Genomic DNA, 25928 nt, shown 5'->3' with positions numbered 1-25928 from the left:
CAGAAACGATTTAAGTAAGTGCTGGAAGATACTACCGAGAGCAGGAAGAACATGGCGGAGCTGACGATCTCCTCCGACGAGATCCGTAGTGCGATTGCGAACTACACCTCGAGCTACTCCGCGGAGGCCTCCCGTGAGGAGGTCGGCGTGGTCATTTCGGCAGCTGACGGTATTGCGCAGGTTTCTGGCCTGCCATCCGTTATGGCGAATGAGCTGCTCGAGTTCCCCGGCGGCGTAATTGGCGTCGCACAGAACCTTGACACCAACTCCATCGGTGTCGTGGTCCTGGGTAACTACGAGTCCCTCAAGGAGGGCGACGAGGTTAAGAGGACCGGAGAGGTCCTTTCCATCCCCGTGGGCGAGGACTTCCTCGGCCGCGTTATTAACCCACTGGGCCAGCCCATTGACGGCTTGGGCCCAATCGAAAGCGAAGAGGAGCGCGTCCTCGAGTTGCAGGCACCTTCGGTGCTGCAGCGCCAGCCGGTTGAAGAGCCAATGCAGACCGGCATCAAGGCTATCGATGCGATGACCCCGATCGGCCGTGGTCAGCGTCAGCTGATCATTGGTGACCGTAAGACCGGTAAGACTGCGGTTACCATCGATACCATTTTGAACCAGAAGGCCAACTGGGAGTCCGGCGACAAGGACAAGCAGGTCCGTTGTATTTACGTCGCCATCGGCCAGAAGGGCTCGACCATCGCCAGCGTGCGCCGCACTCTTGAGGAGCATGGCGCGCTGGATTACACCACCATCGTGGCGGCCCCGGCTTCTGATTCCGCCGGCTACAAGTGGCTGGCACCATTCTCCGGCGCTGCATTGGGTCAGCAGTGGATGTACCAGGGCAACCACGTCCTGGTCATCTACGATGACTTGACCAAGCAGGCTGAGGCTTATCGCGCAATTTCGCTGTTGCTGCGCCGCCCGCCGGGACGTGAGGCCTACCCAGGTGACGTCTTCTACCTGCACTCCCGTTTGCTGGAGCGCGCTGCCAAGCTTTCCGATGACATGGGTGCCGGCTCTATGACCGCACTGCCCATCATCGAAACGAAGGCGAACGACGTCAGTGCCTTCATTCCGACCAACGTCATTTCCATTACTGACGGTCAGGTCTTCTTGGAGTCCGACCTGTTCAACCAGGGTGTGCGCCCGGCTATTAACGTCGGTGTGTCCGTCTCCCGTGTTGGTGGTGCGGCACAGACCAAGGGTATGAAGAAGGTTGCCGGTAACCTCCGTCTTGACCTTGCTGCATACCGCGACCTGCAGGCATTCGCTGCCTTCGCATCCGACCTGGACGCTGCCTCCAAGGCACAGCTGGAGCGCGGCTCCCGCTTGGTCGAGCTGCTGAAGCAGTCCGAGTCCTCGCCGCAGCCGGTGGAATACCAGATGGTATCCATCTACCTCGCCGAGGCAGGCATCTTCGACGTCGTTCCCGTCGAAGACGTTCGCCGCTTCGAGGCCGAGGTGCACGAGTACCTCAACGCCAATACTCCAGAGGTCTTTGAGCAGATCGCCGGCGGCAAGGCGCTGAGCGATGAGTCCAAGGAAGCACTCGAGGCTGCAGCCAAGGAGTTCGCTCCTACGTTCCGCACCTCCGAGGGCCACAACTTGGGCACCGAAGAGCCTGTAGATCCTTTGGACGAAAATGACGTGAAAAGCACCGAGCTCAACGTCTCCCGGAAGACGGCTAAGTAGAGTTCAGCTCTCGCAATTAACCGTCTATATGAAAGAAGGGAGGAGAAACGATGGCTAATCTTCGCGAATTGCGCGACCGCATCCGGTCCGTGAACTCGACTAAGAAGATCACTAAAGCCCAGGAGCTCATTGCTACCTCGCGCATTACCAAAGCGCAGGCTCGGGTGGAAGCCTCTCAGCCGTACGCGACTGAGCTGACCAATGTTATGAACAGGTTGGCTGCAGCGTCGACGTTAGAGCACCCTATGCTGCGCGAGCGTGAAGACGGCAACGTCGCCGCGATTCTCGTAATCACCTCTGATCGAGGCATGTGCGGTGGCTACAACAACAACGTCTTCAAGAAGGCAGCCCAGCTCAAGGCCCTCCTCGAAAGCAAAGGCTACGAGGTAGTTCGCTACGTCACCGGCAGCAAGGGCATCAGCCACTACAACTTCCGCGAGGAAGAGGTAGCGGGCAGCTGGGATGGTTTCTCTCAGGATCCAACCTGGGAGGGCACCCACGATGTGCGTCGCCACATGATCGATGGCTTCGTTGCTGGTTCGAAGGGCACTACCAAGGGCCGCGAGGGCTTGCACGCGGAAGGTGAAGGCGCAGGTGTTACCGGCTTCGACCAGGTGCACGTGGTCTACACCGAGTTTGAGTCCATGTTGACTCAAACCGCGCGTGCGCAGCAGCTTTTGCCTGTTGAGCCGGTAGTGCAGGGCGAGGAGTACGAGATGGGTGACTCCGCACTGGAGGATCCGGAGCCGACGGAAAACATTTCCGCGGACTTCGAGTTCGAACCGGACGCGGATACCCTGATGGAAGCGCTGCTTCCGCAGTACGTCTCGCGTATCCTGTTTGCTATGTTCTTGGAGGCTTCGGCTTCCGAGTCCGCTGCACGCCGTACAGCTATGAAATCTGCTACTGACAATGCAACCGAGATGGTCAATGACCTGTCTCGCGTGGCCAACCAGGCCCGTCAGGCGCAGATTACCCAGGAAATTTCAGAGATCGTCGGTGGCGCTGGCGCGCTATCTGACAGCGCAGAAAGTGACTAGATTATGACTACAGCTCTGCAAGAGCAGAATGCACAGTCTTCGGCAGTCGCCGGTCGTGTCGTGCGCGTCATCGGTCCGGTGGTGGACGTGGAATTCCCACGCGAGGCACTTCCGGCCCTGTACAACGCACTCCACGTCGAGATTAAGCTCGAAGCTGTGGCAAAGACCGTCACCCTCGAGGTCGCGCAGCACCTCGGTGACAACCTCGTTCGTACCGTGTCCATGGCACCTACCGATGGCCTTGTCCGTGGCGCCGAGGTAGTCGACTCCGGAGAGCCTATCTCCGTTCCCGTCGGCGACGTCGTCAAGGGCCACGTCTTTAACGCCCTCGGTGACTGCCTCGACGAGCCGGGCCTCGGCCGCGATGGCGAGCAGTGGGGCATCCACCGCGAGCCACCAGCGTTCGACCAGCTCGAGGGCAAGACCGAGATCCTCGAGACCGGCATTAAGGTCATCGACCTGCTGACCCCTTACGTTAAGGGCGGCAAGATTGGCCTCTTCGGTGGTGCAGGTGTGGGTAAGACCGTCCTGATTCAGGAAATGATTACCCGTATTGCCCGCGAGTTCTCCGGTACGTCGGTCTTCGCCGGCGTCGGCGAGCGCACCCGTGAGGGCACCGACCTCTTCCTGGAAATGGAAGAGATGGGCGTTCTGCAAGATACCGCACTTGTCTTCGGCCAGATGGACGAGCCACCAGGAGTTCGTATGCGCGTGGCCCTGTCCGGCCTGACCATGGCGGAGTACTTCCGCGATGTGCAAAACCAGGACGTGCTGCTGTTCATTGACAACATCTTCCGTTTCACCCAGGCCGGCTCCGAGGTATCCACCCTGCTGGGGCGTATGCCTTCCGCCGTGGGTTACCAGCCAACCTTGGCTGATGAGATGGGTGTGTTGCAGGAGCGCATTACCTCCACCAAGGGTCGTTCCATTACCTCTCTGCAGGCCGTTTACGTGCCTGCCGATGACTACACTGACCCGGCCCCAGCCACGACCTTCGCCCACTTGGATGCGACGACCGAGCTGGACCGTGCCATTGCTTCCAAGGGTATTTACCCAGCAGTGAACCCGCTGACCTCTACCTCTCGTATCCTCGAGCCAGGCATTGTGGGCGAGAAGCACTACGAGGTAGCACAGCGCGTCATCGGTATTCTGCAGAAGAACAAGGAACTGCAGGACATCATCGCCATCCTTGGTATGGACGAGCTGTCTGAAGAAGACAAGGTGACCGTGCAGCGTGCCCGCCGCATCGAGCGCTTCTTGGGCCAGAACTTCTTCGTCGCGCAGAAGTTCACCGGCCTGGAGGGTTCCTACGTGCCGCTGCAGGATACCATCGATGCCTTCGAGCGCATCTGCAACGGTGAGTTTGACCACTACCCAGAGCAGGCCTTCAACGGCTTGGGTGGCTTGGACGACGTCGAAGCTGCATACAAGAAGTTGAACGAGAAGTAGGGAGAGGCACATGGCTGACATCACCGCCGAATTGGTTTCCGTCGAGCGCTCATTGTGGTCTGGTCAGGCCTCCATAGTGACGGCTGAGACCACCGAGGGTGAGATCGGCGTGCTTCCCGGTCACGAGCCTGTGATCGGTCAGTTGATCGACAATGGCGTAGTGACCATCCACCCAGTTGATGGCGCGCGGCGCGTTGCCGCCGTCCAGGGTGGCTTCCTCTCCGTTACCCAGGACAAGATTACCGTCCTCGCTGATTGGGCCATCTGGTCCGATGAGGTGGATGAGGCCCAGGCGGAAGAGGATTCCTCTTCGGCTCATGAGCTCACCAAGTCCCGCGGTGAGGCTGCATTGCGTGCACTTCGCCGCGCAGCAAAGGCTGAATAAACCTTGGATTGGTAGGAGAGGGCAGCAATAGCCGCCCTTCCTGCTCTCAGAAAAGCGCACTGGAATTTATCCGGTGCGCTTTTTCACGTTTTCTTTGCCTTTTCTTATTGGCGCGGAGGCGGAATCAGGCGCTACAATCCAAATAATTGTTCTTTCACTAACCAAGGATGGCGTGTGGAGCCCATGAATTCAACGGTTATCTCGGTGGTCCTGTGGGCCTTAGCGTTGGTGGTACTGCTGGTGGTCTTGCTGGCAGCCCTGCGATTTTTTACTCTGCGCTCGCGCGGAACCGCGGTGTTGTTGCGCTCAATGCCGGCAAAGGATAGCTTTTCTTGGCGCCATGGCGTGCTGCGCTATACCGGAGAAGTTGTTGAATACTTCAAACTGCGCTCCGTATTCCCGCGCTATAACCTGTGGTTTAACCGCCTCGACATCACCATTTTGAACTCTCGTTCTTTGGATGATGACGAGGCTTCTTTTATGTCTGATGCCACCGAGGTGGTGCACTTTAGCACCGGGGACGCGGAATATGAGCTGGCTTCCGATGCCCGCGGAATCATGGCCTTCGAGGCCTGGGTAGAGGCGGCGCCGTCTAAGCGGCAACAGCGCTTTGATTACAAGCAGTTGCGGGAACGCGCCACCCGGCAGTCCAAGCGCCAATAGCAACAGGCTAGGGTAGTACCCATGCGCTTAGTAATCGCCCGTTGTTCAGTTGATTACGTGGGACGGCTCGACGCCCACCTGCCCTTGGCGGACCGCCTGCTCATCGTCAAAGCAGATGGCTCGGTATCGGTGCATGCCGATGACCGCGCGTATAAGCCCCTCAATTGGATGACGCCGCCGTGTACGGTGAGTGAATCCGTCATCGAGGACGTGGATGGCAATGACACCGGCGAGGTGTTGTGGCTAGTTGAAAATCCGAAGGGCGAGCAATTGCGCATTACAATTGCGGAAATCCACGAGGATATCTCCTACGAGATGGGCGAAGACCCAGGCCTGGTCAAGGACGGCGTGGAGGCGCACCTACAGGAGCTTTTGGCCGAAAAGATCGACACCCTGGGCTCCAATTTCACCCTCGTGCGCCGCGAGTATCCCACGGCTATTGGCCCAGTAGACATTATGGCTAAAGATGCCGATAACCGGAACGTTGCCGTGGAGGTCAAGCGCCGCGGTGGCATCGACGGAGTAGAACAATTAACCCGCTACCTTGAGCTATTGAACCGCGATGAATTAATCGCGCCTGTATCCGGCATCTTTGCGGCGCAAGAGATCAAACCACAGGCCCGAACGCTTGCCGAAGACCGCGGCATCCGCTGCGTGGTTTTGGATTACCAGGAGCTGCGCGGACTCGAGTCGAAAGAATTGCGGTTGTTTTAATGCCACGGCGAAATAGGCGAAAACCACAGGAATTCCGGCCACTGCCCAAGGACGGCTCCACCTTCTTTGGCTCGCAGACGGTCGAGGGCCCCAGCTGGACGCACGGGGAGCCGTATATCATGCGGCACATCGGGTCCGCGCGGGCGCAGAAGTTCTATCTTTGCCCGGGGTGTAACCAAAATATTCCGCCTGGGGTTGCCCACATCGTCGCCTGGCCGCGCGATACCGGCAGGCAGGGCGATGACCGCCGCCATTGGCACCGGCATTGCTGGGAGCGAAGGTAGACTTGCGGGCATGATTGTTGCATTTTCAGTAGCACCCGCAGTGGTGGATAATGACTCCGGCGAGATGGCTGATGCCGTGGCGGAGGCGGTCCGCGTGGTGCGGGAATCCGGCCTGCCCAATGAAACCAACGCCATGTTTACCCTTGTAGAAGGCGAGTGGGACGAGGTTTTCGGCACTATTAAGAAAGCCACCGAAGCCGTGCGTGCGGTATCACCGCGCACCTCATTGGTTATTAAGGCCGATATCCGCGAAGGCGTGACGAATCAATTGACAGATAAAGTAGACGCCGTGAATCGTCGTTTAGCTAAGGAGGATTAATGACTTCTGCGAATAATGCTTATGTAGGCGGTGCCCTCGATCTCAGCCAGGTCAAGGCGCGTGCGGAAGCCCGCCAGCAGGCGCAAGAGCAGCCACAGTCTAACGGAGTCCAGCCATTTTTTACCGTCACCGAGGCGAATTTCGAGACCGAGGTGGTGCGCCGCTCCACCGAGGTTCCAGTAGTTGTCCTCATTGGCACCTCGCGCTCTACCCAGTCCGACCAGCTGAAGCAGGACCTGCAGGAATTAGCCGCGGCGGGAAACCTTAGCTTCCTCGTAGGCTACGTGGATGCGGACGCCACTCCACAGGTCGCGCAGGCCTTCGGCGTGAAGAACCTGCCTACCGTGGTAGCCATTGGCGCAGGCCAACCGCTGACCAATTTCGAGGGAGCCCAACCGAAGGAGGCCCTTAAGCAGTGGCTGGATAGCTTGGTAGAAAACGTCGGACCGCAGCTTAAGGGGCTTGAGCCCGCACCGGCCGCAGCGGAGGAGGAAGAAGAGGACGACCCTCGCCTGCAAGAGGCAGAATCCTTCCTGAACTCCGGCGATTTCGACGGCGCGATTAAGGTCTACGAATCCATCTTGGAAGCGGAACCGGATAATACGCAGATTAAGCAGGCGCGGGACACAACGAAGCTTCTCAAGCGGTTGGATCCGGCAAACCAAACCGAGGACCCGATTGCTGCTGCGGATGGGGATAAGGGGGACATCGACAAGCAGATGCGTGCCGCCGATGCCGAAGTCGTCGCAGGTGCCCCAGAAAAGGCCTTCGACCGCCTCATCGAGGCCATGAAGGTTACCGCCGGCGATGAGAAGGCCCAGCTCAGGGAACGCTTACTTGAGCTCTTTGGCCTTTTTGCAGGTAATGACCCGCGCGTTCTTGAAGCGCGCACGAAGCTGGCAAGCGCGCTGTATTAAAGTCGGCGGAGCTGTGTCAATTACTGCGGGTGGTGAATAGATCAGTCACAATGGAAGGCGTGAACGACGTAACCCCAACTGATCAAGACTGGCTCATCGACTTCCGTGGCGTGGAGCTTCGCCGCGGTGGCAAGCACTTGGTAGGGCCCGTGGACTGGCAGGTCGAGCTCGATGAACGCTGGGTCATCATCGGGCCGAATGGCGCCGGAAAGACCTCCTTGGTGCGCATGGCGGCCGCGGAGGAATTTCCCTCCAAGGGCACGGCCTTTTTGATGGGCGAGCAAATTGGCAAGACCGATATGCGTGACCTGCGCGCGCTGATTGGTCTGTCCTCCGCCGCCGTGCAATCGCGCATTCCCGCGGATGAGCGGGTCTATGACCTCGTCATTTCTGCCGGTTACGCGGTCTTGGGCCGGTGGCGCGAAGAATACCAAGACATGGACTTTTCCCGCGCCGATGACATCTTGGCCCAGGTTGGCGCTAGCCACTTAAAGGACCGTACGTGGACGACGCTTTCGGAAGGTGAGAAGAAGCGCGTCATCCTCGCCCGCGCCTTGATGTCCAACCCGGAGCTGCTCATCTTGGATGAGCCTTCTGCTGGCATGGACCTTGGCGGGCGCGAAGATCTCGTGGGATACTTGGGCGATCTCGCGATGGATCCGGATGCCCCGGCCATCGTCATGATTACCCACCACGTGGAAGAAATCCCGTACGGCTTTACCCACGCGATGCTTCTGGATGAAGGAAAAGTGGTAGCAAAAGGTCTCATTAACTCCGTGCTGACCTCGGAGAACCTATCCCAGGCCTTCCACCAACCCATTCAGGTAGATCGTATTGGGCAGCGATACTTTGCCCGCCGGATATCTTAATGAACAACCAGATTCATGACCGGCTCGATGCGATCGACGCCAGCGATACCACCGGGTTTAACGGTGGGCGCATGGCGGCGACCGTGCTCTTGCTTCGCGATGGCCACGACGGGCTCGAGGTCTGGGTCCAAGAACGCGTGAGCACCATGCGTAACTACCCGGGCCATGCCGTATTCCCTGGCGGTGGGGTAGACCCGCGCGATTTCCCACCGCGTTCGTGGGATTCCGGTGATTTGTGGGCTGGAAAGTCCGTTGTGGCTATGGCTCGGCGGATGGGCGTGACCAAGTACAAAGCCCACGCCCTCGTCTTCGCCGCGGCCCGCGAGCTCTTCGAGGAATCCGGTACCTTGTTTGCGATCCGGGATGACGGCACGATTTCTAATGCGCGCCGGTATCACCGCGAGCGCAGGCTCCTAGAAAGCCACACCATCTCCTTTACCGAGTTCCTTAGTAATAACGGGATGCGCGTCGATGCCGATATGCTCCTCCCATGGGCCCGGTGGGTAGGGCAAAGCAAAAACCATTGGTTCGATACATTTTTCTTCGTTGGCCTGCTTCCGAGCGGGCAGGAGCCGGACGGGGACACTCACGAAGCAGATGATGCCGGATGGTTTTCGCCGCAGCTCATCCTAGAGGGCTGGCGGGCCGGACTCGTCCGCCTCGTAGTTCCTACATGGGCGCAAATGCAACGGTTATGCAAGTACTCCACCGTCCAAGAGGTGCTTGATGATGCCTCCTCGTCCGACCTTCGCCCCGTCATCGGCGATCCCCGCGATGACCCGCAGTATGCGGAATATTTCGCCACCACCCCTACAGAGCGCATATGAGTTTTAACCTCGATGAAGTCCGTTTCTTAAGCGAGCACAACGCCGAACTGGCTAGCTTGGACTTGGATCTGAGCAAGGCTTCGCAGCTGAAGGATCTAGAAAAGCTGAAAGCAGCCTACGGCGATTATGCGCGCTGCGCCATGGAGCTACTCACAGCCCGGCGGGGCGGAAAGCTGCCCGAGACCTGGCTTATGGATGCCGATTCCGCGCAGCAAGCCACCCCGCTGTCGGTTGCGCGCTATCGCTCAGAATTCCTGCAGCACCAGGGAATGCGCACCGTCCACGATGTCACGTGTTCCATCGGTACCGAAGGCTATGGATCGAGCCTTGACTACTTCGGTTCCGATATCGATGCCTCCCGCCTTGCCATGGCCCGGCATAATTTGGCTTCTAACGCGTTCTTTCAAGCAGATGCACTCACCACCACCTCTACCGCGGACGTCATTATCGCCGATCCCGCCCGTAGGAAGGCGGGGCGGCGGATTTCTCGCCCGGAGGATTTGCTGCCACCGCTACCGGACCTGATCGCCGCGCACAGGGACGCACACGTGGCCATTAAGTGCGCACCCGGCCTTGATTTTAGTGACTGGGACGGATTGGTCACCGTCAGCAGCGTCAATGGGGCAGTTAAGGAAGCGTGCCTCTACACACCAGGCCTCGGAACGGGCAAGCAGGCAGTGATGATTCAGGGGGAGTCAGTTGACGTCCTCACGGATGAAGAGCAGAACCTGCCAGACGCTGGCGCAATCGGCACCTACCTCATTGATCCAGATGGGGCAGTGGTGCGTGCTGGACTCGTGCAGCACTATGCGGCGCGCGAGGGGTTGTGGCAGATCGATCCGCGAATTGCGTACCTGACGGGCGAGCGCATTCCGCAGGGGACGTCGGGATTTCCATTCATAGAAAAGGTCCCCCTAAAGCGCCTAAAATCTGTACTAAAGGCCTATGATGCAGGAATCCTAGAAATCCTTGTGCGCGGCGTCGATGTTGACCCTGACCAGCTAAGGAAACAGATGAAGCTGAAAGGATCGCGGTCTTTCGCGGTCATCATTACGCGAATTGGCTCACAGGGTATCGCGTTGCTTTGCCAACCCCGAGTATTATCGTCCGAAGATAATTACGCAATATAAATCTATCGGAAAGGTGAGTGCCCCCAATGCCAACGATTGTGGCTCTGGTCAAGCATGTACCGGATACGTGGTCCACCAAATCTTTGGAGGATGACCATACCCTGGATCGCACCTCCGTGGACAACATCATTGATGAGATTAATGAATACTCCGTGGAACAGGCGTTGCGCCTGCGCGATGAAAATCCGGATGAAAACTACCGTGTTGTGGCTTTAACGATGGGCCCCGCACAAGCAGATGAGGCCCTCCGCAAGGCGCTTGCGATGGGTGCAGATGACGCGGTCCTCGTTTCCGATGACGCCCTAGCCGGCGCCGATGCACTGTCTACCGCGTGGACCCTGAACGCAGCGATTAACACGCTAGAGGATGTCCAATTGATCACCTTGGGCAATGAGGCTTCCGATGCCTCGACCGGAACGCTCGCGGGACTGCTCGCTGAATACCGCCAGCTGCCCGCCTTGACCGAGCTGCAACAGGTGGAACTTTCGGGCGGCGCGGTAAAAGGTAGCCGCGAGGACGCCCGCGGAACCTGGGTGCTCGAGGCCGCCCTTCCTGCGATTATTTCCGTCACCGATAAGGCGGATAAGCCGCGCTTCCCCAACTTCAAGGGGCTCATGGCTGCAAAGAAGGCGGAGATCACCACTCTGAGCGTGGCGGACCTGGGCATTGATGCCATTGCGCCCACCACGACCGTTACCGAATCCTCCAAGCGCCCGCCGCGAACGGCCGGCGAGGTTATCTCTGAGCCGCAGCCGCAGGGTGCTGCGAAGAAGATTGCTGACTTCCTAGCCGCAAAGAACTTGATTTAGGAGTAGAAATGTCTCACGTTTACGTACTTGTTGAACACGATGCAGACAGCATTCTCCCCGTTACCGGTGAGCTCATTACCGCCGCACGCGAATTGGGGACGGTGTCTGCGGTGGTCGTCGGCAAGCAGGCAGATGCCTTCGATGCCGAGCTAGCCGCCCTCGGCGCCGCCCAGGTGGTGCAGGCAACGGCGGAGGATTATGACCAGCGCCTGGTGACCCCTGAGGTAGATGCCTTGCACGCCCTGGGCGCAGCCAATCCGGCGCCAATCGTCCTGGCCGCCAGCCCGACGAATAACGAGATTGCGGGCCGCCTGTCCGCTCGCCTGGCTTCCGGCGCGCTCGCGAATGTGGATTCCATCAAGGCGGATGGCTCTGCAACCATGACCATTTTCGGTGGCACCTACGAGACCACCTCGCAGGCTTCCGGCAGCTGCCCGATCTATACCCTGCAGCCTGGCTCGGTTGCGGCGGATCCTCAGCAGGTGGAAGCCCAGCCAGCCTCCATGCCGCTGCCTGCGACAACCGAGAAGGATGTCAAGGTTAATTCCTTTACTCCCGCTGAGAAGTCCGCTCGTCCCGAGCTCACCGCAGCCAAGGTCGTGGTCTCCGGCGGCCGCGGCGTGGGCGATAACTTCGCCGAGATCGTCGAGCCGCTTGCCGATGCCCTCGGTGGCGCCGTCGGTGCCACCCGCGACGCCGTCGATGAAGGCTTCTACGATGCCACCCACCAGGTGGGCCAGACTGGCGTGACCGTGTCGCCAGATCTCTACATTGGCCTGGGCATTTCCGGTGCCATTCAGCACACCTCGGGCATGCAGACCTCCGGCACCATCGTGGTGGTCAACCAGGACCAGGATGAGCCGTTCTTCCAGATCGCAGATCTCGGCGTTGTCGGCGACCTGCACGAAATTGCCCCAGCCCTGACCGAGGAATTGAAGGCACGCCAGTAATGCCGCACTATTTCGACTACGCAGCAACCCAGCCGATGCGCCAATCCGCCATCGACGCATGGGTTGCCGCCTCCGGCTCGCTTAACTCCAGCGCCCAGTACGCCTCTGGCCGCAGGGCACGCTCCGTGCTTGACGATGCCCGCGAGAAAGTCGCCTCCCTCCTTGGGTGCGAACCCATCGAGGTCGTCTTTACCTCCTCTGGCACCGAGGCGGATAACATCGCTATCCAGGGCCTTTATGCGGCGGGAAACACCAACCGCATCATCTCGACGGATATTGAGCACCCAGCCGTGCGCGATACCGTTGGCAAGCTTGCCCAAGCCGGCGCCACCGTGGACCTACTCCCCGTGGACCGCAGCGGGCATATTAGCGATGGGGGCGCCTTCGCGGAGCCTGCCGATCTTGCCACCTGCATGTGGGCCAATAACGAAACCGGGGCGATTCAGCCAATCGAGGAGCTTGCCTCCCTCGCGCAACAATCCGGTATTCCCATGCACGTGGATGCTGTGCAGGTAGCGGGCAAGCTGCCCATCAATTTCGCGGAGTTGGGCATCACAACGCTCGCCGCCAGCGCCCACAAGTTTGGCGGCCCGCGCGGCATCGGCGTGCTATTAGCCAAGCGCACCCCAGCGCCGCAGCCGATTTCCTATGGCGGCGGCCAAGAGCGTGGACTACGCCCAGGCACCGTGGACGTCGCCAGCGCCTCGGCGCTCGCCGCTGCCTTGGAAGAGTCGATTGCCGAAAGCGCTGCCGAGGGCGAGCGCATCGCTGGACTCCGGAACAAGCTGCGGGATCGGATCCTTTCTTCCATTGACAACGTCGTGGTGAATTCCACCGAGCCATGCTTGCCGTCGCACCTACACGTTTCTTTCCCCGGCACTGATGGCGACAGCCTCATCATGCTGCTGGATTCGCTGCAGATTGAGGCATCGACTGGCAGTGCCTGCAGCGCAGGCGTCAACCGCATGTCCCACGTGCTTTCTGCAATGGGTGTCAGCGAGGATGAAGGAATTGGATCCCTCCGGTTTACCTTGGGGCGCCTTACCTCCGAAGACGATGTGGATTACATGCTCGCGCACTTGCCAGATGTTGTTGCTCGGGCCCGCACGGTTTAGGTATCAGCCCTTTCTTTGGCAGCATTGCGCCGCGCGGCGATTGCCTGGGCAACGGTGAGCGCCCAGTTCTTATTCTTCGCCGCTAGCGGCCCCTGCGGTTCGTCGTATTCCCACCGCCCGTCTTGGAAGAGCCAGATAATGTCTCCGCTGTGCGGATCCATGATGTAAAAGGCGCTTTTATCCGTTTTTACATTGTGATGGTGCTGGCACAACGAGGCCAAATTTCCCGCCGTTGTTTTTCCTCCCTCTGAGAAATCGATCCGGTGGTCCTTCTGGCACCTGTAGGCCGGGCGGTTGCATCCAGGCCAGCGGCACACACCATCGCGACCTTCCACATAGGCACCGATGAGCGGCGGCGTGGAGTAGGCCGGGCTTACCCTTGTTTCCGCCTGGTCCATATCCCGTGTCGTAGTCGGGGTTAGCCGGTCTGCGGTATCAGGGTGTACCCATCCATAGCACTGGATAAAACCGGGAGCCGCTTTTATATCGCTGGCGCGGTACATATATAGATGCACCTGAGATTTATCTTCGACGGTTCCGAGGATCAGCTGGGCTAGGGCATCGGCCTTGCTGATTCCGTGTTCTTCCGCCGTGCGCTGAACAACCTCGTCAATGAGGATGAGCGCGTCTTCGTCGAACTCTACGTTTAACCCTGCTCGTCCGCCCGCGGTGGGGTAGATGAAATAGGATTCATTTCGCGCGTCCTCTTCCTCGGGCTCCTTGTCTCCCGTAGAGTCCGGGGATTCCATCGTGATGAGCCCATTGAGCTTTCGACGCAGGGCAGCGTTCGATGGAAAACTTTGGCCCGGCTTTGTGGGAGTGAGGTACTTTTCTAATTCTGCGTCTATGCGCTGAAGGATGCGGCTGTCTACCTCGCCAAGTTTGCTCAAGACCGCATCGATGGTGATAAGCCGAGAGAAGTCGAGGAAGTAGTGGGTTTCCTGCAGCAGTTGGGTGCGCGGCAACTCTTCTAAGCGGTACAGGGCCATGGTGATATCCCTCGTGCGCCGCTCGCTTAAGCCGGTGCGACCCGCTAAGATATGGCACGAGATATCGAAATCGTCTTCTAGGCTTGGTTTAATTTCCTTCCAGAGTCGGTAGTCGGACTTTCTATTGCAGGTGGCACTAACCGCGATGTCATCGTGTGGGTCAGTGATGAGGTAGTAGGGTTCCACGGCGATTATCCCCCGAATTTCGCACTAAGTTTCTAATTTCCATAGCTTCACCATAAGCCACCCACTCAACCCCCGCAAGCCGAAAAGCGAATATCTGTTCTAGATGGTACATTTTCAACGAAATTGTCTACGCGAGTGAAAAATTTGTCTCCAAGGTGCGTGTGTTGCAAATGTGGTTAGTGTGAATGATTGTTAGACTCTCGCGCATGACAACTATGAGGGCACTCCGCAAGAGCATCATCGCGGTTATCGCTGCAGTTGCAGTCACGGTAAGCGGGACCGCTGCCGCACAGGCAGCATTGGGAACCAGCGCACCAAAAGGTATCGATATTGCTGCCCACCAGCACCCAGGTGGCATGCCTATTGACTGGAATAAGGTGAAATCTGACGGCCAGTCCTTCGCCTTTGTTAAGGCAACTGAGGGTGGAGACTGGATTAACCCGCACTACGTCAAGGATATTCAAGCCGCCAATGTGCACGGCCTGAAGACCGGCGCATACCACTATGCGCGCCCAGCTGGCGATGCGAAGACGCAGGCCGCAAACTTTGCCACGCAGATTGCGTTGGCGCCGAACCAGACGTTGCCGCCGGTGCTTGATATCGAGGTCTCCGAAGGCAAGTCGGCCTCCCAGCTGGAGAGCTGGATCGAGGAATTTACCTCCGAGCTCAAACGCCTGACCAACCGCACCCCAATGATTTATACCTACAAGTACTTCTGGATGGGCGAGATGAATAACTCCCAGAAGTTCTCCAATATGCCACTGTGGTTGGCGGCATACCAGGATGAAGCCCCGGATCCAGTGGGTGGGTGGCAGAACCTGTCCTTCTGGCAGCGATCCGGATCGGGCAAGGTCGCTGGTATTCCTACCGACGTGGACATGAACCTCTTTAATGGCTCGAAGCAGCAGCTAGAGTCTTTTAGCGGCGGCAATTACATCGATATTGGCGGCGCGCTCGATAGCCTCGTCCTCGACGATGGTGTGGACCTGAGCTCCGATAGCACGCCGCTGATTGGTGCAATCTTCGCCCTTGCGGCTGGTCTCATCGCAATGCCCCAGTTTGCCGATGCCGCCAAAGACGCCGGGCTCGATGCCCAGGCTGCTGAGGGCCTGGCAGATTTTGTGAAGACCTTGGAAGACGAGGACGCTCTACCTCTCAAGCAACTTGGCAAGATGGCGGTTGGTGACTTCACCGTGGGCGACTTGGCGATGCTGCTAGAAAACGCTGGCCATGTCAATGGCGTCGACAAGGGCGAGGTCTCCGGCTCTCAAGTCGAAGAAGCTAAGGATGCGGCGAAGAAGGCGGGTGCTGATGTGCCGGACTTCGATGCTGATCAAGTAGCTGACTTGCTCAATCGCGTGCTGAAGTAGCTCCTGCAAAGAATTTACGGGTCCAGTTTTCATCCTTAAAGTGTGCGGGAACGGCCCCACCTAAGAGTGCCTTTGCCAGCTGAGCGGCTTGGACCGAGCCCTCAGCTGGCAGTTCTGTATCTGAGGCCAGCAAGATGATATTTCCATACCGGCGCCCTTTGAGCATGGGTGGGTCGGCGATGACGGCGAGGTGGTCGAAGACCTCAGAGAGCCCGGCTAATTCTTGCTTCGCCAGCTGGAGGTCCGAGTGATCGCCGCAGTTGGCCACGTAGAGGCCGCCGGCTGAAAGAGATGACTTCACCGCGCGGAAAAACTCCACCGTAGTCAGGCTTTTCGGGGTTTTATCCCCAGCGAATACATCGCGGATAATGATATCGCGGCTAGCGGGCAGAAAACCTTCGGTCTCTTTTCGGGCATCGCCGGGGCGGATTTTGACGGTGGGGGAACGGGGGACATCGAAAAGCTCGCGGACTAATTCGCCCAGTTTGGCATCGAGCTCGACTACTGTATGGCGGCTGTCCGGCCACAGGTCGGCGAAGTAGCGCGGGAGTGAGCAGCCGGCCCCACCGAGGTGGGTAACACGCAACTTATTAGGCGAGACCGTATTAAGCTGCTCTACCGCAGCTGCGATCCAACGCATGTATTCAAAGTCGAGTTCCTGCGGCTCGCCCAGCACGATATGGCTGCTAGGAACGCCATTGACGTTAAGGATATAGGCTCCGTCGCGGAATTCATCCGGCACAACCTCGGCGGTACCGGTGGAGATCTCGTAGGTGCCGGTAATGCTTGAGCTGTTCGCGGCTCGCTTTCTACCCATGGGGTTCAAGCTTAGGGAATGGAATCGATTTAAGCTGCGTTGGGGCAAGGGAGTACACTTTCGGGCCTGTAGTCGAGGTATTTAAAAGGGGAATGCAATGCGAGTATTGGTAGCAATGTCTGGCGGCGTGGACTCATCTGTCGCCGCCGCCCGCGCGGTGGAGGCTGGCCACGATGTCGTCGGCGTGCACCTGGCGCTGCACAAGGACGCGCAGCAAACGCGTGAAAAGGCCCGCGGCTGCTGCTCGCTGGAGGATTCCGCCGATGCCCGCCGCATTTGCGATAAGTTGGGCATTCCGTTTTATGTCTGGGACTTTTCGGAGGAATTCAAGGAAGAGGTCATCACGGACTTCGTGGATTCTTATGCTCGCGGTGAAACCCCGAATCCCTGCCTGCGCTGCAATGAGAAGATTAAATTCCGCGCATTGCTGCAAAAGGGCATGGCCCTAGGCTTTGATGCCGTTGCGACCGGACACTACGCCACGCTTGATGATGACGGTTATATGCGCCGCTCAAAGGATGAGAATAAGGACCAGTCTTATGTGCTCGGCGTCATTTCTGCCGAGGAGCTGGAGCACTGCTTTTTCCCCATCGGTGACACCCCCAAGCCGCAGATCCGCGAAGAGGCTGCGGCGCACGGTTTCTCCACGGCGAAGAAGCCGGATTCTTACGACATCTGCTTCATTCCAGACGGCAATACCCAGCAGTTCTTGGGATCGCGCATCGGGCTTCGCCCCGGCATGATCGTGGACCAAGAGGGCACGGAGCTTAAGGAACATGATGGCGCGTGGAACTACACCATCGGCCAGCGCAAGGGCTTGGACATTAAAGCTCCAGCTGCTGATGGCCGCCCGCGCTACGTCACCGATATCGATGCTGCATCGGGCACGGTGACCGTCGGCGCGCGCGAGGACCTAGCGGTCACCGCCATCCGTGCCGATCGCCTGAAGTACCTGCACCCTGGCATGGACGGCGACTTTGAGTGCGAGGTGCAGGTTCGCGCGCACGGTTCTGTCGTGCCGTGCATCGCCCACGTGGACCGCGCCGCGGATTCGATGCGCCTGGAGCTCGAGGAGCCGCTGTCCGGCGTTGCCCGTGGACAGGCCGCGGTGCTGTACCTGCCTTCCCCCGATGACCTCGGCGATATCGTCATCGGTTCTGGCACCATCTGCGAGACCGTGTAAATGACCGGATTCGCACTCGGCCCCATGCCCGGCACGTCCATGGCGGAGGCAGCGGACATCATCATTGGCGAGACCGAGCTCCCCGCCATCCCGCAGCTGCCGGAACGCGGGCTGGGCTCCGATTCGGTAGGGCGCACCGCCAGCATGCTCGAGGCCATCACCATTGACCGCGGGCCCCGTTCCTGGCGCATGACGGCTCGGCCCCAGCTGCTTACCCGACGCGCGTGGGATCGCCTCGAGCGCGACCTCGATGAGGTGCAGCAGGTCTGGGGTGAGACCGTCCCTCGCATCAAGGTGCAGGCGCTTGGCCCATGGTCGCTGGCGGCCAGCATCGAGCTTGCCGATGGCCACCGCGTCCTCACCGATCCCGGTGCCTTTGCAGAGCTTTCCGATGCCCTGCTGCACGGCATCCGCACCCACGCCGCCGACGTCGCACGCCGCTTCCACGGCGAGGTCGTGGTGCAACTGGATGAGCCGCTGCTTGCCGATGTCATCGCCGGCCGCATTCCAGGAACCACCGACTTTGATTCGATCCCCGCCGTCCCTGATGAGGCGGCACTCGAGACCCTCCTGCGGTTTGAGGCGGATTATCTCCATGCTCCGCCGCTGTGGTCGGTGGCTGGGGCCGTGAAGACATTCCTCGTTGATGCGCGCTACCGCGACCGTCTATCTACCCCGGAGCATTTCGATGGGATGGGCGAGCACCTGTCCGAAGGCCGCCGAGTCGGCGTTCCACTTTCCGGCACCAACGCGCAGGACGAGGCGATTTCGCTTGCCCGCCACCTGGACCGCATTGGCATGCCGCGTGAGCTGCTCGTGGACCACTTTGATGTGTTTCCGGCTCGGGCATCGGCAAGCTCATTGCACTCTGTAACCGAGACCGCCGCGATCCTCACCCGCGATGCGGGCGACCTTTAAGCAGCTCGCCCAAGGCTATCTGTCTTCGGAGACTTTTCACTGCGGTCTGTGTATATACACCAGGCGACGGCGCCCATGTGTAGGGAGCAAGCGGTTACGAGGACATACCACCAGCCATAATTGACTAGGCTGTACCACGGAGCGGCGTTACCAACGAAGGCGATCATGGCGATGCTGACAATCGCCGACGTGATAAGCATCCCCGAGGAAGGTGGTTTCTTGAGCGCTTTCCACGTTCCCCAGATTTCGGATGCTGTGATGGCGGCAAAGATTAGGGTGGTAATCATTTTAATTCCTTAAATCTCATCGAATAGCGCTTGGGCGAGGTCACTAGTCCACGCCGGGGTGTCATTATTGGCGAAGGCTGCGCGCTTATTTTCGGGATCTATGATGAGCATCGTCGAGTAGCCACCCGTTCCGCCGTCGTGCCAGAAGCTTTGGTTGTCTTCACTTTTTTGCCAGCCATAGGCCATATCGCCGTTATCCATAATCCACTCGGCGAAAGCTGCCATGTCATGTGCGGTTGATCGTAGTGCGCCCGCTGCGGCATTGCCGCCTCCCATCTCCCATGGATCGGCCTCCCGGCCGGTGGCAGTAAGGCCCCGTGGGGCATCATCGGGGACAGATCCTGGGGTCATGAGGTAGGACTCCGTCATTCCGGCGGGTTGGAAGATTCTCTCCTGGAGCAGGTCTTCATAGTCTGAATCGGCTGCCGTTTCCAGGAGGTGGCCAAGCAGTCCATACCCCATATTGGAATAAGTCTCCGTTCCACGATCTTTAAGATCCGCTTCGGTGGCGGCATCGAGGATATCTTGGGTGGTCTCACCTGCGTAGGGATTAACACCAGTAACGGCCGATATTGCATCAGCGAAAAAATTCCCTTGTGCTAGCCGGGGTAATCCTGAGGTGTGGTTGAGCAACTCTTGTACTGTGACCTCGGAAATGGGTGCTTGGCCAACGTCTAGGACATCGCCCACGGTGGTATCAAGGCCTATTTTTCCTTCTTCTACAAGCTGGTGAGCTATTTCTCCGGTGAACATCTTGGTCACCGAACCGATTTCTACCTCTGTGTGTTCATCCGCGCCGAGCCCTGCGAAGGTGGCTTTCCCTTCGTGCAGCGTGAAGGCGGTGAGATTATTGAAACCCGGTTCGGTGTGTTTGCGCAGTGTGGCGGAAAGTTCGGCATTGCCGGTTTCCGTGGTGGCCACAGCGATCCGCCGCGGCCCAATCACGAGCAGGAGGGCTGCTGACATGATGGTGACGGTGATGGCTAGCGCCATTTTTCGCTTTCGCATTAGTGATCCTCGCTTGCGGTAATGATCGTGAGCAGGGGGATGACGCGGGCCGCACGGATTGAGTATTGCCCGTGTGTCTTGGTGGTCCAGCCACCGTTAGTAAGCGCACTGAGGTGGTGATAGGCGGTGCCGGTGGAGGTGACGATTTCCTCTTCCACCAGTTCTGTGGCGGTGGCTGGTGCGCTAAGGAGGCGGCGCAGAATTTCACCGCGCACGGGGTGCGCCAATGCGGCGAGGCGGTCGAGATTGTCGGACCAATCTCCAGCGGTCACCGTGTTTGTTGGGCGCTGCCATTGGTAGACATAGGAACCTAGGCCGGTGGTGATGTTGCCGCCAAAAATGACGGACCCTTCAGGAAGCTGGTCAGAAGGTTCAAGCGCATCCGCGAGCCACATGGTGGACTCTCCCGCGGATGATTCGACGGGGTCAGGGTCGGGGTTTTCGAGTTGTGTGACGCGAGCCTCGAGACGGGCAATGCGCGATTCTAAGGAATCCATATTTCTAGAATTCCAAAACACTAGAAATATGGCAAGGGGATTAGGAAATGAGCGGCCACGCCGTCGAGACATCGGAGGCATCGCGGCCCTTGCCTTCTAGGTACTTCTTGAAGGCGACGCGGTCCTCGTACCACTTGACTGCTTGGAATTCCATGAGCTCGTTTTCGTCCATCTGCGCGAGGTTGGGGTAGTGCTGGCGCACCTGCTTCCAGGCCACGCGAGCGGCAGCGAGGGCATCGGCAGTAGCCTCGTGCGCATTGCCCAATTCCACGCCGTAGTGCTCGCACACCGCTCCGAGGGTGCGCTTTCCCTTGCGCCACTTATCGCTCACGCGGTCAATGACGTACGGATCGAAGACAGGGCCGGTGACCGTGAAATCGCCAGTGAGGCTGCGCAGCACAGTAAGATCAAAAGGCGCGTTATACACGATGAGTGTCAGGCCGTCGTCCCACGCAGCCTTGATGGCATCAACCGTGTCCTTGAGGACCTCCTCGTGCGGGCGGCCTTCTGCCTGGGCCTTTTCCGTTGTGATCCCATGCACGTCGGTGGCGGCTTGGGGGATCTCGATGCCAGGATCCGCAAGGTGCTCCACCTTCTGGACATCGTGGCCGTCAATGCGGACTAGGGCAGAGGTAACGATGCGGGCGTCTTTGGGGTTGGCGGAGGTGGTCTCAAGGTCGAAGGCGAGCATGCGGGAGGCGTCGAAGTTCATGGTCCATACCTTAGTAGCTAGCCCGGACATGGGGGATCGCTAGACTTGGATACCGTGACTAATCCAGCTGATGTGCAACGTGAATGGAACGACCTGGCGCAGGAAGTGCGCCGCCACCGCAACCTGTATTACAACGGTGAACCGGCAATTCCCGATGCCGACTTTGACGCGCTTTTCCAGCGCCTGATGGACCTAGAAAAGCAGCACCCGGAGCTGGCGGTTCCGGATTCGCCTACCCAACAGGTAGGTGCAACCCCGAACGCCGGCGAGGATATTGAGCACCTCGAGCGCATGATGAGCCTCGATAACGTCTTTAGCGCCGGTGAGATGCAGGACTGGCTGGATAGGACGCCCGCCAAAACCTACCTGACGGAGCTGAAGATCGATGGCCTCTCCATCGACTTGGTCTACCGCAACGGGCGTTTGGACACGGCCGCTACCCGTGGCGATGGCACCGTGGGCGAGGAGATTACCGCCAATGCGCGGGTTATTTCTGATATCCCGCACGAACTTACGGGCACTGATGAGTACCCAGTCCCGGAACTTATTGAAATCCGCGGCGAGGTCTATATGCGCCCCGAAGATTTCGAAGAGATCAATGAGGAGCGCGCGGCGGACGGCAAGGCGCGGTTTGCCAATCCCCGCAACGCTGCGGCCGGCGGACTGCGCATGAAGGATCCCGCCGAGGTGAAAAAACGCCGCCTGCGCATGGTGTGTCACGGCCTAGGCGCGCGCGAGGGATTTTCCCCCTCCTCCCAGCACGACGCCTATAAGGCCATCGCCGCATGGGGCTTGCCCGTCTCGCCCTATACCAAGCAGGTCCACTCCGCCGCAGAAGTACAAGAGGAAGTATCTTACTGGGCCGAACACCGCCACGATGCGATTTTTGAAATGGATGGGCTCGTGGTCAAGGTGGACGATTTGGGCTCACAGCGCCAGCTCGGGGCGACCTCCCGCGCACCCCGCTGGGCCATTGCCTATAAGTACCCGCCGGAAGAGGTCACGACGAAGCTAAAAAACATCGAGGTCGGTGTCGGGCGTACGGGGCGCGTTACCCCCTTTGCCATCATGGAACCGGTCTTTGTCTCCGGCTCCACGGTATCCATGGCGACCCTGCACAATCAGTCTGAGGTCAAGCGCAAGGGCGTGCTTATCGGGGATACCATTATTATCCGCAAGGCCGGGGAAATCATTCCTGAGGTACTAGGCCCCGTGCGCGAACAGCGCGATGGCAGCGAATACGAATGGTCCTTCCCCACGCAGTGCCCAGCCTGCGGCACGACGCTCGCCCCGCAAAAAGATGGCGATGCTGACTGGCGATGCCCCAATACCCAATCCTGCCCAGCCCAACTTTCCGCGCGCCTGGAATACCTCGCCTCCCGCAAGGGCCTCGACATTGAGGCACTGGGGGAGAAGGGAGCTATGGACCTCATCGAAAACGGAATCCTCACCGATGAATCCGAGCTCTTCGAACTAACGGAAGAAAAGCTGCTTGCTTCCGATGTCTATACGGCCAAGCGCGATACGAAGGATAAGCGCAGCAAAAAAGAGGGCAATGCCAAGGTCAATACCGCGGGCAAGAACCTCCTGCAGAACTTAGAAGAGGTCAAAGACCGCGACTTCTGGCGCGTGCTAGTCTCGCTATCCATTCGCCACGTGGGCCCCATTGCCGCCCGCGCCTTGGCAGCGCGTTATGGCTCCATGGAAAAGCTGCGCGCGGCCAAAACCGAAGATCTTGCAGAGGTAGATGGCGTAGGCGCGGTCATCGCGGAATCCTTCCACGCCTGGTTCGAGGTGGACTGGCACCGCACCATCGTTGAGAAATGGGCGGAGGCTGGTCTAGCCATGGAGGTAGCCGCCGAGGACAGGAAGGAACAAACCCTAGAGGGCCTGACCATCGTTGTTACCGGCAGCCTCGAAGACTTCACGCGCGATTCCGCCAAGGAAGCCATCATCAGCCGCGGCGGAAAGGCAACCGGCTCCGTATCAAAGAAAACCTCCTACCTCGTCGCCGGAGCCAAAGCCGGCTCCAAGGAGGATAAGGCTCGCGACCTTGGCGTGCCTATCTTGAACGAGGAGCAATTCCACACGCTCTTGGACACCGGGGAGGTATAGGCGCGCCGGGCTGGGGCTTATTTGAGGAAGGCGCCCAAAATCGTGCCGATGTGGCCGAGGTGCTCGACTTCAGAGGCCAGGTATTCCGGCCCGCCGGTGCGACCCATGGCGATGACCATCCCGGTATCTCCCAGGGGAGCCGCGGCCAGGGCGGAATCGAGCAGCGCCCAGCTTTCTGGCACCCATTCGTCCTTATCGGGGTGCAAGGTGCGCGCGCTGTCGATGTTGAGATCGACCGGAATCGTATCGTCATCGGCAGGGGCCGCGTTTGAGGAAGCGACGCGGTGAATGGGCTCATTATTGTCAATGACGATGGCCCACGTGGAGGTCGCCGCCTTCGGAATAGCCGCGACGACTTCCTCCATCGCTGCCGTGACATTGGAGGCATTGGCGGCAACGCGCGCTAATAACTCGATCTGCCCGCGCCGGTCCACGCGGCCGCTGAAGGGCCGAATGGAATCTACTTCCACGCCATGAACAGAGGCGGCGGCGGTAATTAAGGCATCGGCCATAGCGTCTGCGGGAAGTTCAATGACGATGTCATCCATGACGGTGCCATCCGGGAAGGATTCTACGATGTCAACGGATTGGATATTGCCGTCAACCAGTCCGAAGGCCTCCGAAAGCTGGCCCAAACTACCAGGGGTATCGGGAAGCAGGACACGGATTAGGTAAGACATTAAGTCGCACGCTTTCAGTAGCTTATAAGCTTATAGTTCCAATAACGATACCTGGGTCACAGTGCGACGTTCAAGGGGCAATAATTCGGGGTGACTCGGCAACCGCGCGGGTTGGTGCAGTATCATGGAGCCTTAGCAATTTACATAGTACGCGCGGGAAAATAATTTTCACCTGCGCGTCGATTATGGAAAAAGGATGGAGTTCGCGTGTCTGAGATTTCGCGTGATGAGGTAGCCCACCTTGCCAAGCTTTCCCGCCTGGCATTAAGCGATGAAGAGCTAGCCCAATTCGCAAGCCAGATTGATGAAATTGTTGATTCCGTTTCCGCAGTAAGGAACGTGGACACTGAAGGCGTGGAACCGATGAGCCACCCGCACTCCGTGGATGCACCGATGCGCGAAGACGTCATCGTGCGCACCCTTACCGCCGAGCAGGCCTTGGACCAAGCGCCGGCCGTGGAAGATGAGCGATTCGTCGTGCCGCAGATTTTGGGAGGAGAGTAAATGACCAACGTTGTCGTACCTGCGGAGGGGCTGACCTCTTTGACCGCCGCCGAGCTGGCGGACAAGATTCACGCGCGCGAGGTGACCTCCCGCGAGGTCACCCAGGCCTTTTTGGATCGCATTGCGGAAACCAACCCGGAACTCAACTCCTTCCTGCACGTGGGGCAGGAGGAAGCATTGGCGGCTGCCGATGTCGTGGATAAGGCCCTCGACGCCGGCGAAAAGCCCGCATCGGCACTGGCCGGTGTGCCGCTGGCTCTAAAAGACCTGCTGGTTACTACCGATGCCCCCACTACCGCCGCATCCAAGATGCTCGAAGGCTACATGTCTCCGTATGATGCGACGGTGACCAAGCGCCTGCGCGAGGCCGGCATCCCGATCCTTGGCAAGACGAACCTGGATGAGTTTGCGATGGGTTCGTCCAATGAGAACTCCGCATTTGGCCCGGTTCACAACCCGTATGACACCGAGCGCACCCCGGGCGGTTCCGGTGGCGGCACTGCAGCGGCGCTGGCTTCGGGGCAAGCTCCATTAGGTATTGGTACCGATACCGGCGGATCCATTCGCCAGCCGTCGGCGCTGACCAATACCGTGGGCGTAAAGCCCACCTACGGCACGGTATCTCGCTACGGCCTGATTGCAGCCGCGTCCTCGCTGGACCAGGCGGGTCCCTGTGGCCGTACCGTCCTGGATACCGCGCTCTTGCACGAGGTTATTGCCGGCCACGATGCCTTCGACGCCACGTCTGTGGACAGGCCTGTTGCCCCCGTGGTGGAGGCCGCCCGCGAAGGCGCGAAGGGTGATCTGAGCGGCGTCAAGGTAGGCCTCATTAAGCAATTCGAGCGCGATGGCTGGCAGGACGGCGTGATGGAGAACTACCACGCCGCCGTGGAACAGCTGCGCGAGCAGGGCGCGGAAATCGTCGAGGTGGACTGCCCGCACTTCGACGAGGCCTTGGCTGCCTACTACCTGATCATGCCGTGTGAGGTCTCGTCCAACCTGGCCCGCTTCGATGGCATGCGCTACGGCCTGCGCGCTGGCGATGACGGATCCCACTCCGCGGAGCAGGTCATGTCCCAGTCGCGCGCAGAGGGCTTCGGCCCCGAGGTCAAGCGCCGCATCATGCTGGGCACGTATGCGCTGTCCGTGGGCTACTACGATGCCTACTACCTGCAGGCGCAGCGCGTGCGCACCCTCGTGGCCCAGGACTTTGCCCGCGCCTTTGAGCAGGCTGACGTACTAGTCTCGCCGACCACCCCAACCACCGCGTTCAAGCTGGGGGAGAAGGCCGAAGACCCCATGGCGATGTACAACTTCGACCTGTGCACCTTGCCGCTAAACCTGGCCGGCCTGTGCGGCATGTCCGTGCCTTCCGGCCTGGCCGCCGATACCAACTTGCCTACCGGTTTGCAGATCATGGCACCGGCTTTCCAGGATGACCGCCTGTACAAGGTGGGTGCAGCCTATGAAGCTAAGCGCCAAAGCTAGCCGCGCTATCT

General features: G+C 59.3%; 28 protein-coding genes. 21 read left to right on the top strand and 7 right to left on the bottom strand.

What is annotated here, in order from left to right; all coding sequences use genetic code 11:
* The first annotated feature begins 51 nt into the window (after positions 1 to 51).
* The 15 genes from atpA (at position 52) to MHX65_RS00400 (ending at position 13163) form a co-directional block, all read left to right on the top strand.
* Positions 52 to 1692, top strand: a complete 1641-nt coding sequence (atpA, locus tag MHX65_RS00470) for a F0F1 ATP synthase subunit alpha (protein WP_023017789.1) — start codon at positions 52 to 54, stop codon at positions 1690 to 1692.
* A 50-nt stretch (positions 1693 to 1742) separates the two neighbouring features.
* Complete coding sequence (locus tag MHX65_RS00465) at positions 1743 to 2732, top strand: F0F1 ATP synthase subunit gamma (protein WP_239267750.1); 990 nt, start codon at positions 1743 to 1745, stop codon at positions 2730 to 2732.
* A 3-nt stretch (positions 2733 to 2735) separates the two neighbouring features.
* A complete protein-coding gene (gene atpD, locus MHX65_RS00460) occupies positions 2736 to 4181 on the top strand; it encodes a F0F1 ATP synthase subunit beta (protein ID WP_005280201.1) in 1446 nt (481 codons plus the stop codon).
* A gap of 10 nt (positions 4182 to 4191) precedes the next feature.
* Positions 4192 to 4566, top strand: coding sequence for a F0F1 ATP synthase subunit epsilon (locus tag MHX65_RS00455; protein ID WP_005280202.1), 375 nt, complete (start codon positions 4192 to 4194; stop codon positions 4564 to 4566).
* Between the two features lie 183 nt (positions 4567 to 4749).
* Positions 4750 to 5229, top strand: coding sequence for a DUF2550 domain-containing protein (locus tag MHX65_RS00450; RefSeq protein WP_005280203.1), 480 nt, complete (start codon positions 4750 to 4752; stop codon positions 5227 to 5229).
* A 21-nt stretch (positions 5230 to 5250) separates the two neighbouring features.
* The gene (gene nucS, locus MHX65_RS00445) at positions 5251 to 5943 is read left to right on the top strand and encodes an endonuclease NucS (protein ID WP_005280206.1); all 693 of its coding nucleotides are present in this window, start codon (positions 5251 to 5253) and stop codon (positions 5941 to 5943) included.
* Positions 5943 to 6227, top strand: coding sequence for a hypothetical protein (locus MHX65_RS00440; RefSeq protein WP_239267748.1), 285 nt, complete (start codon positions 5943 to 5945; stop codon positions 6225 to 6227). The genes nucS and MHX65_RS00440 overlap by 1 nt, the downstream gene beginning before the upstream one ends.
* Positions 6228 to 6237: 10 nt before the next feature.
* Positions 6238 to 6546 (top strand): thiamine-binding protein, encoded by a 309-nt coding sequence (locus MHX65_RS00435; protein ID WP_034653892.1) that lies wholly within the window; start codon positions 6238 to 6240, stop codon positions 6544 to 6546.
* Positions 6546 to 7463, top strand: a complete 918-nt coding sequence (locus MHX65_RS00430) for a tetratricopeptide repeat protein (RefSeq protein ID WP_239267747.1) — start codon at positions 6546 to 6548, stop codon at positions 7461 to 7463. The genes MHX65_RS00435 and MHX65_RS00430 overlap by 1 nt, the downstream gene beginning before the upstream one ends.
* Positions 7464 to 7513: 50 nt before the next feature.
* Positions 7514 to 8332 carry an ABC transporter ATP-binding protein gene (locus MHX65_RS00425; protein WP_239267745.1) on the top strand — a complete coding sequence of 273 codons (819 nt, stop codon included), beginning with the start codon at positions 7514 to 7516 and terminating at the stop codon, positions 8330 to 8332.
* The gene (locus MHX65_RS00420; RefSeq protein WP_239267744.1) at positions 8332 to 9159 is read left to right on the top strand and encodes an NUDIX hydrolase; all 828 of its coding nucleotides are present in this window, start codon (positions 8332 to 8334) and stop codon (positions 9157 to 9159) included. The genes MHX65_RS00425 and MHX65_RS00420 overlap by 1 nt, the downstream gene beginning before the upstream one ends.
* Positions 9156 to 10289 carry a class I SAM-dependent methyltransferase gene (locus tag MHX65_RS00415; RefSeq protein ID WP_239267742.1) on the top strand — a complete coding sequence of 378 codons (1134 nt, stop codon included), beginning with the start codon at positions 9156 to 9158 and terminating at the stop codon, positions 10287 to 10289. The genes MHX65_RS00420 and MHX65_RS00415 overlap by 4 nt, the downstream gene beginning before the upstream one ends.
* Positions 10290 to 10315: 26 nt before the next feature.
* Entirely contained in the window at positions 10316 to 11098 is a 783-nt protein-coding gene (locus MHX65_RS00410; protein WP_239267741.1) for an electron transfer flavoprotein subunit beta/FixA family protein, read from the top strand.
* An 8-nt stretch (positions 11099 to 11106) separates the two neighbouring features.
* On the top strand, positions 11107 to 12048 hold the full coding sequence (locus MHX65_RS00405) for an electron transfer flavoprotein subunit alpha/FixB family protein (RefSeq protein ID WP_239267739.1): 942 nt from the start codon (positions 11107 to 11109) through the stop codon (positions 12046 to 12048).
* On the top strand, positions 12048 to 13163 hold the full coding sequence (locus tag MHX65_RS00400; RefSeq protein ID WP_239267737.1) for a cysteine desulfurase family protein: 1116 nt from the start codon (positions 12048 to 12050) through the stop codon (positions 13161 to 13163). The genes MHX65_RS00405 and MHX65_RS00400 overlap by 1 nt, the downstream gene beginning before the upstream one ends.
* On the opposite strand, the gene MHX65_RS11580 is transcribed toward MHX65_RS00400, so the two are convergent.
* Complete coding sequence (locus MHX65_RS11580; protein WP_239267735.1) at positions 13160 to 14338, bottom strand: HNH endonuclease signature motif containing protein; 1179 nt, start codon at positions 14336 to 14338, stop codon at positions 13160 to 13162. The genes MHX65_RS00400 and MHX65_RS11580 overlap by 4 nt on opposite strands.
* A 206-nt stretch (positions 14339 to 14544) precedes the next feature.
* On the opposite strand from MHX65_RS11580, the gene MHX65_RS00390 reads away from it, so the two are divergent.
* On the top strand, positions 14545 to 15708 hold the full coding sequence (locus MHX65_RS00390; protein ID WP_239267733.1) for a glycoside hydrolase family 25 protein: 1164 nt from the start codon (positions 14545 to 14547) through the stop codon (positions 15706 to 15708).
* On the opposite strand, the gene MHX65_RS00385 is transcribed toward MHX65_RS00390, so the two are convergent.
* Complete coding sequence (locus tag MHX65_RS00385; protein ID WP_239267731.1) at positions 15689 to 16525, bottom strand: spermidine synthase; 837 nt, start codon at positions 16523 to 16525, stop codon at positions 15689 to 15691. The two genes, MHX65_RS00390 and MHX65_RS00385, sit on opposite strands and share 20 nt — an antisense overlap.
* A gap of 97 nt (positions 16526 to 16622) precedes the next feature.
* Between MHX65_RS00385 and mnmA the strand changes: the two genes are divergently transcribed.
* Both mnmA and MHX65_RS00375 read left to right on the top strand, forming a co-directional pair.
* Positions 16623 to 17708, top strand: a complete 1086-nt coding sequence (mnmA, locus tag MHX65_RS00380; protein ID WP_239267729.1) for a tRNA 2-thiouridine(34) synthase MnmA — start codon at positions 16623 to 16625, stop codon at positions 17706 to 17708.
* Entirely contained in the window at positions 17709 to 18626 is a 918-nt protein-coding gene (locus MHX65_RS00375) for a methionine synthase (protein ID WP_239267727.1), read from the top strand.
* On the opposite strand, the gene MHX65_RS00370 is transcribed toward MHX65_RS00375, so the two are convergent.
* From MHX65_RS00370 to MHX65_RS00355, 4 genes are read right to left on the bottom strand one after another with little or no spacing between them, the layout of a single operon-like run.
* Positions 18623 to 18913 (bottom strand): hypothetical protein, encoded by a 291-nt coding sequence (locus MHX65_RS00370; RefSeq protein ID WP_239267725.1) that lies wholly within the window; start codon positions 18911 to 18913, stop codon positions 18623 to 18625. The two genes, MHX65_RS00375 and MHX65_RS00370, sit on opposite strands and share 4 nt — an antisense overlap.
* Positions 18914 to 18922: 9 nt before the next feature.
* Complete coding sequence (locus tag MHX65_RS00365; RefSeq protein WP_239267724.1) at positions 18923 to 19921, bottom strand: serine hydrolase domain-containing protein; 999 nt, start codon at positions 19919 to 19921, stop codon at positions 18923 to 18925.
* A complete protein-coding gene (locus MHX65_RS00360) occupies positions 19921 to 20418 on the bottom strand; it encodes an ArsR/SmtB family transcription factor (protein WP_239267722.1) in 498 nt (165 codons plus the stop codon). The genes MHX65_RS00365 and MHX65_RS00360 overlap by 1 nt, the downstream gene beginning before the upstream one ends.
* 40 nt (positions 20419 to 20458) lie before the next feature.
* Positions 20459 to 21130, bottom strand: coding sequence for a 3'-5' exonuclease (locus MHX65_RS00355; protein ID WP_239267720.1), 672 nt, complete (start codon positions 21128 to 21130; stop codon positions 20459 to 20461).
* A gap of 45 nt (positions 21131 to 21175) precedes the next feature.
* Here MHX65_RS00355 and ligA point away from each other — a divergent pair, with 45 nt between their 5' ends.
* A complete protein-coding gene (gene ligA / locus MHX65_RS00350; RefSeq protein ID WP_255716799.1) occupies positions 21176 to 23245 on the top strand; it encodes an NAD-dependent DNA ligase LigA in 2070 nt (689 codons plus the stop codon).
* Between the two features lie 17 nt (positions 23246 to 23262).
* Here ligA and MHX65_RS00345 read toward each other — a convergent pair whose 3' ends face one another.
* Complete coding sequence (locus MHX65_RS00345; RefSeq protein WP_005280230.1) at positions 23263 to 23925, bottom strand: amino acid-binding ACT; 663 nt, start codon at positions 23923 to 23925, stop codon at positions 23263 to 23265.
* A 207-nt stretch (positions 23926 to 24132) separates the two neighbouring features.
* Between MHX65_RS00345 and gatC the strand changes: the two genes are divergently transcribed.
* Both gatC and gatA read left to right on the top strand, forming a co-directional pair.
* Positions 24133 to 24429, top strand: a complete 297-nt coding sequence (gene gatC, locus MHX65_RS00340) for an Asp-tRNA(Asn)/Glu-tRNA(Gln) amidotransferase subunit GatC (protein ID WP_005280231.1) — start codon at positions 24133 to 24135, stop codon at positions 24427 to 24429.
* Complete coding sequence (gene gatA / locus MHX65_RS00335; RefSeq protein WP_239267716.1) at positions 24430 to 25917, top strand: Asp-tRNA(Asn)/Glu-tRNA(Gln) amidotransferase subunit GatA; 1488 nt, start codon at positions 24430 to 24432, stop codon at positions 25915 to 25917.
* Positions 25918 to 25928 lie beyond the last annotated feature (11 nt).

It is taken from the genome of Corynebacterium sp. ACRPS, from assembly GCF_022346005.1.
In the GTDB taxonomy this organism is placed as follows: Bacteria; Actinomycetota; Actinomycetes; order Mycobacteriales; family Mycobacteriaceae; genus Corynebacterium.
Note: the sequence above shows the minus strand (reverse complement) of the source record. Positions and strands in the feature narration are given on the sequence as shown.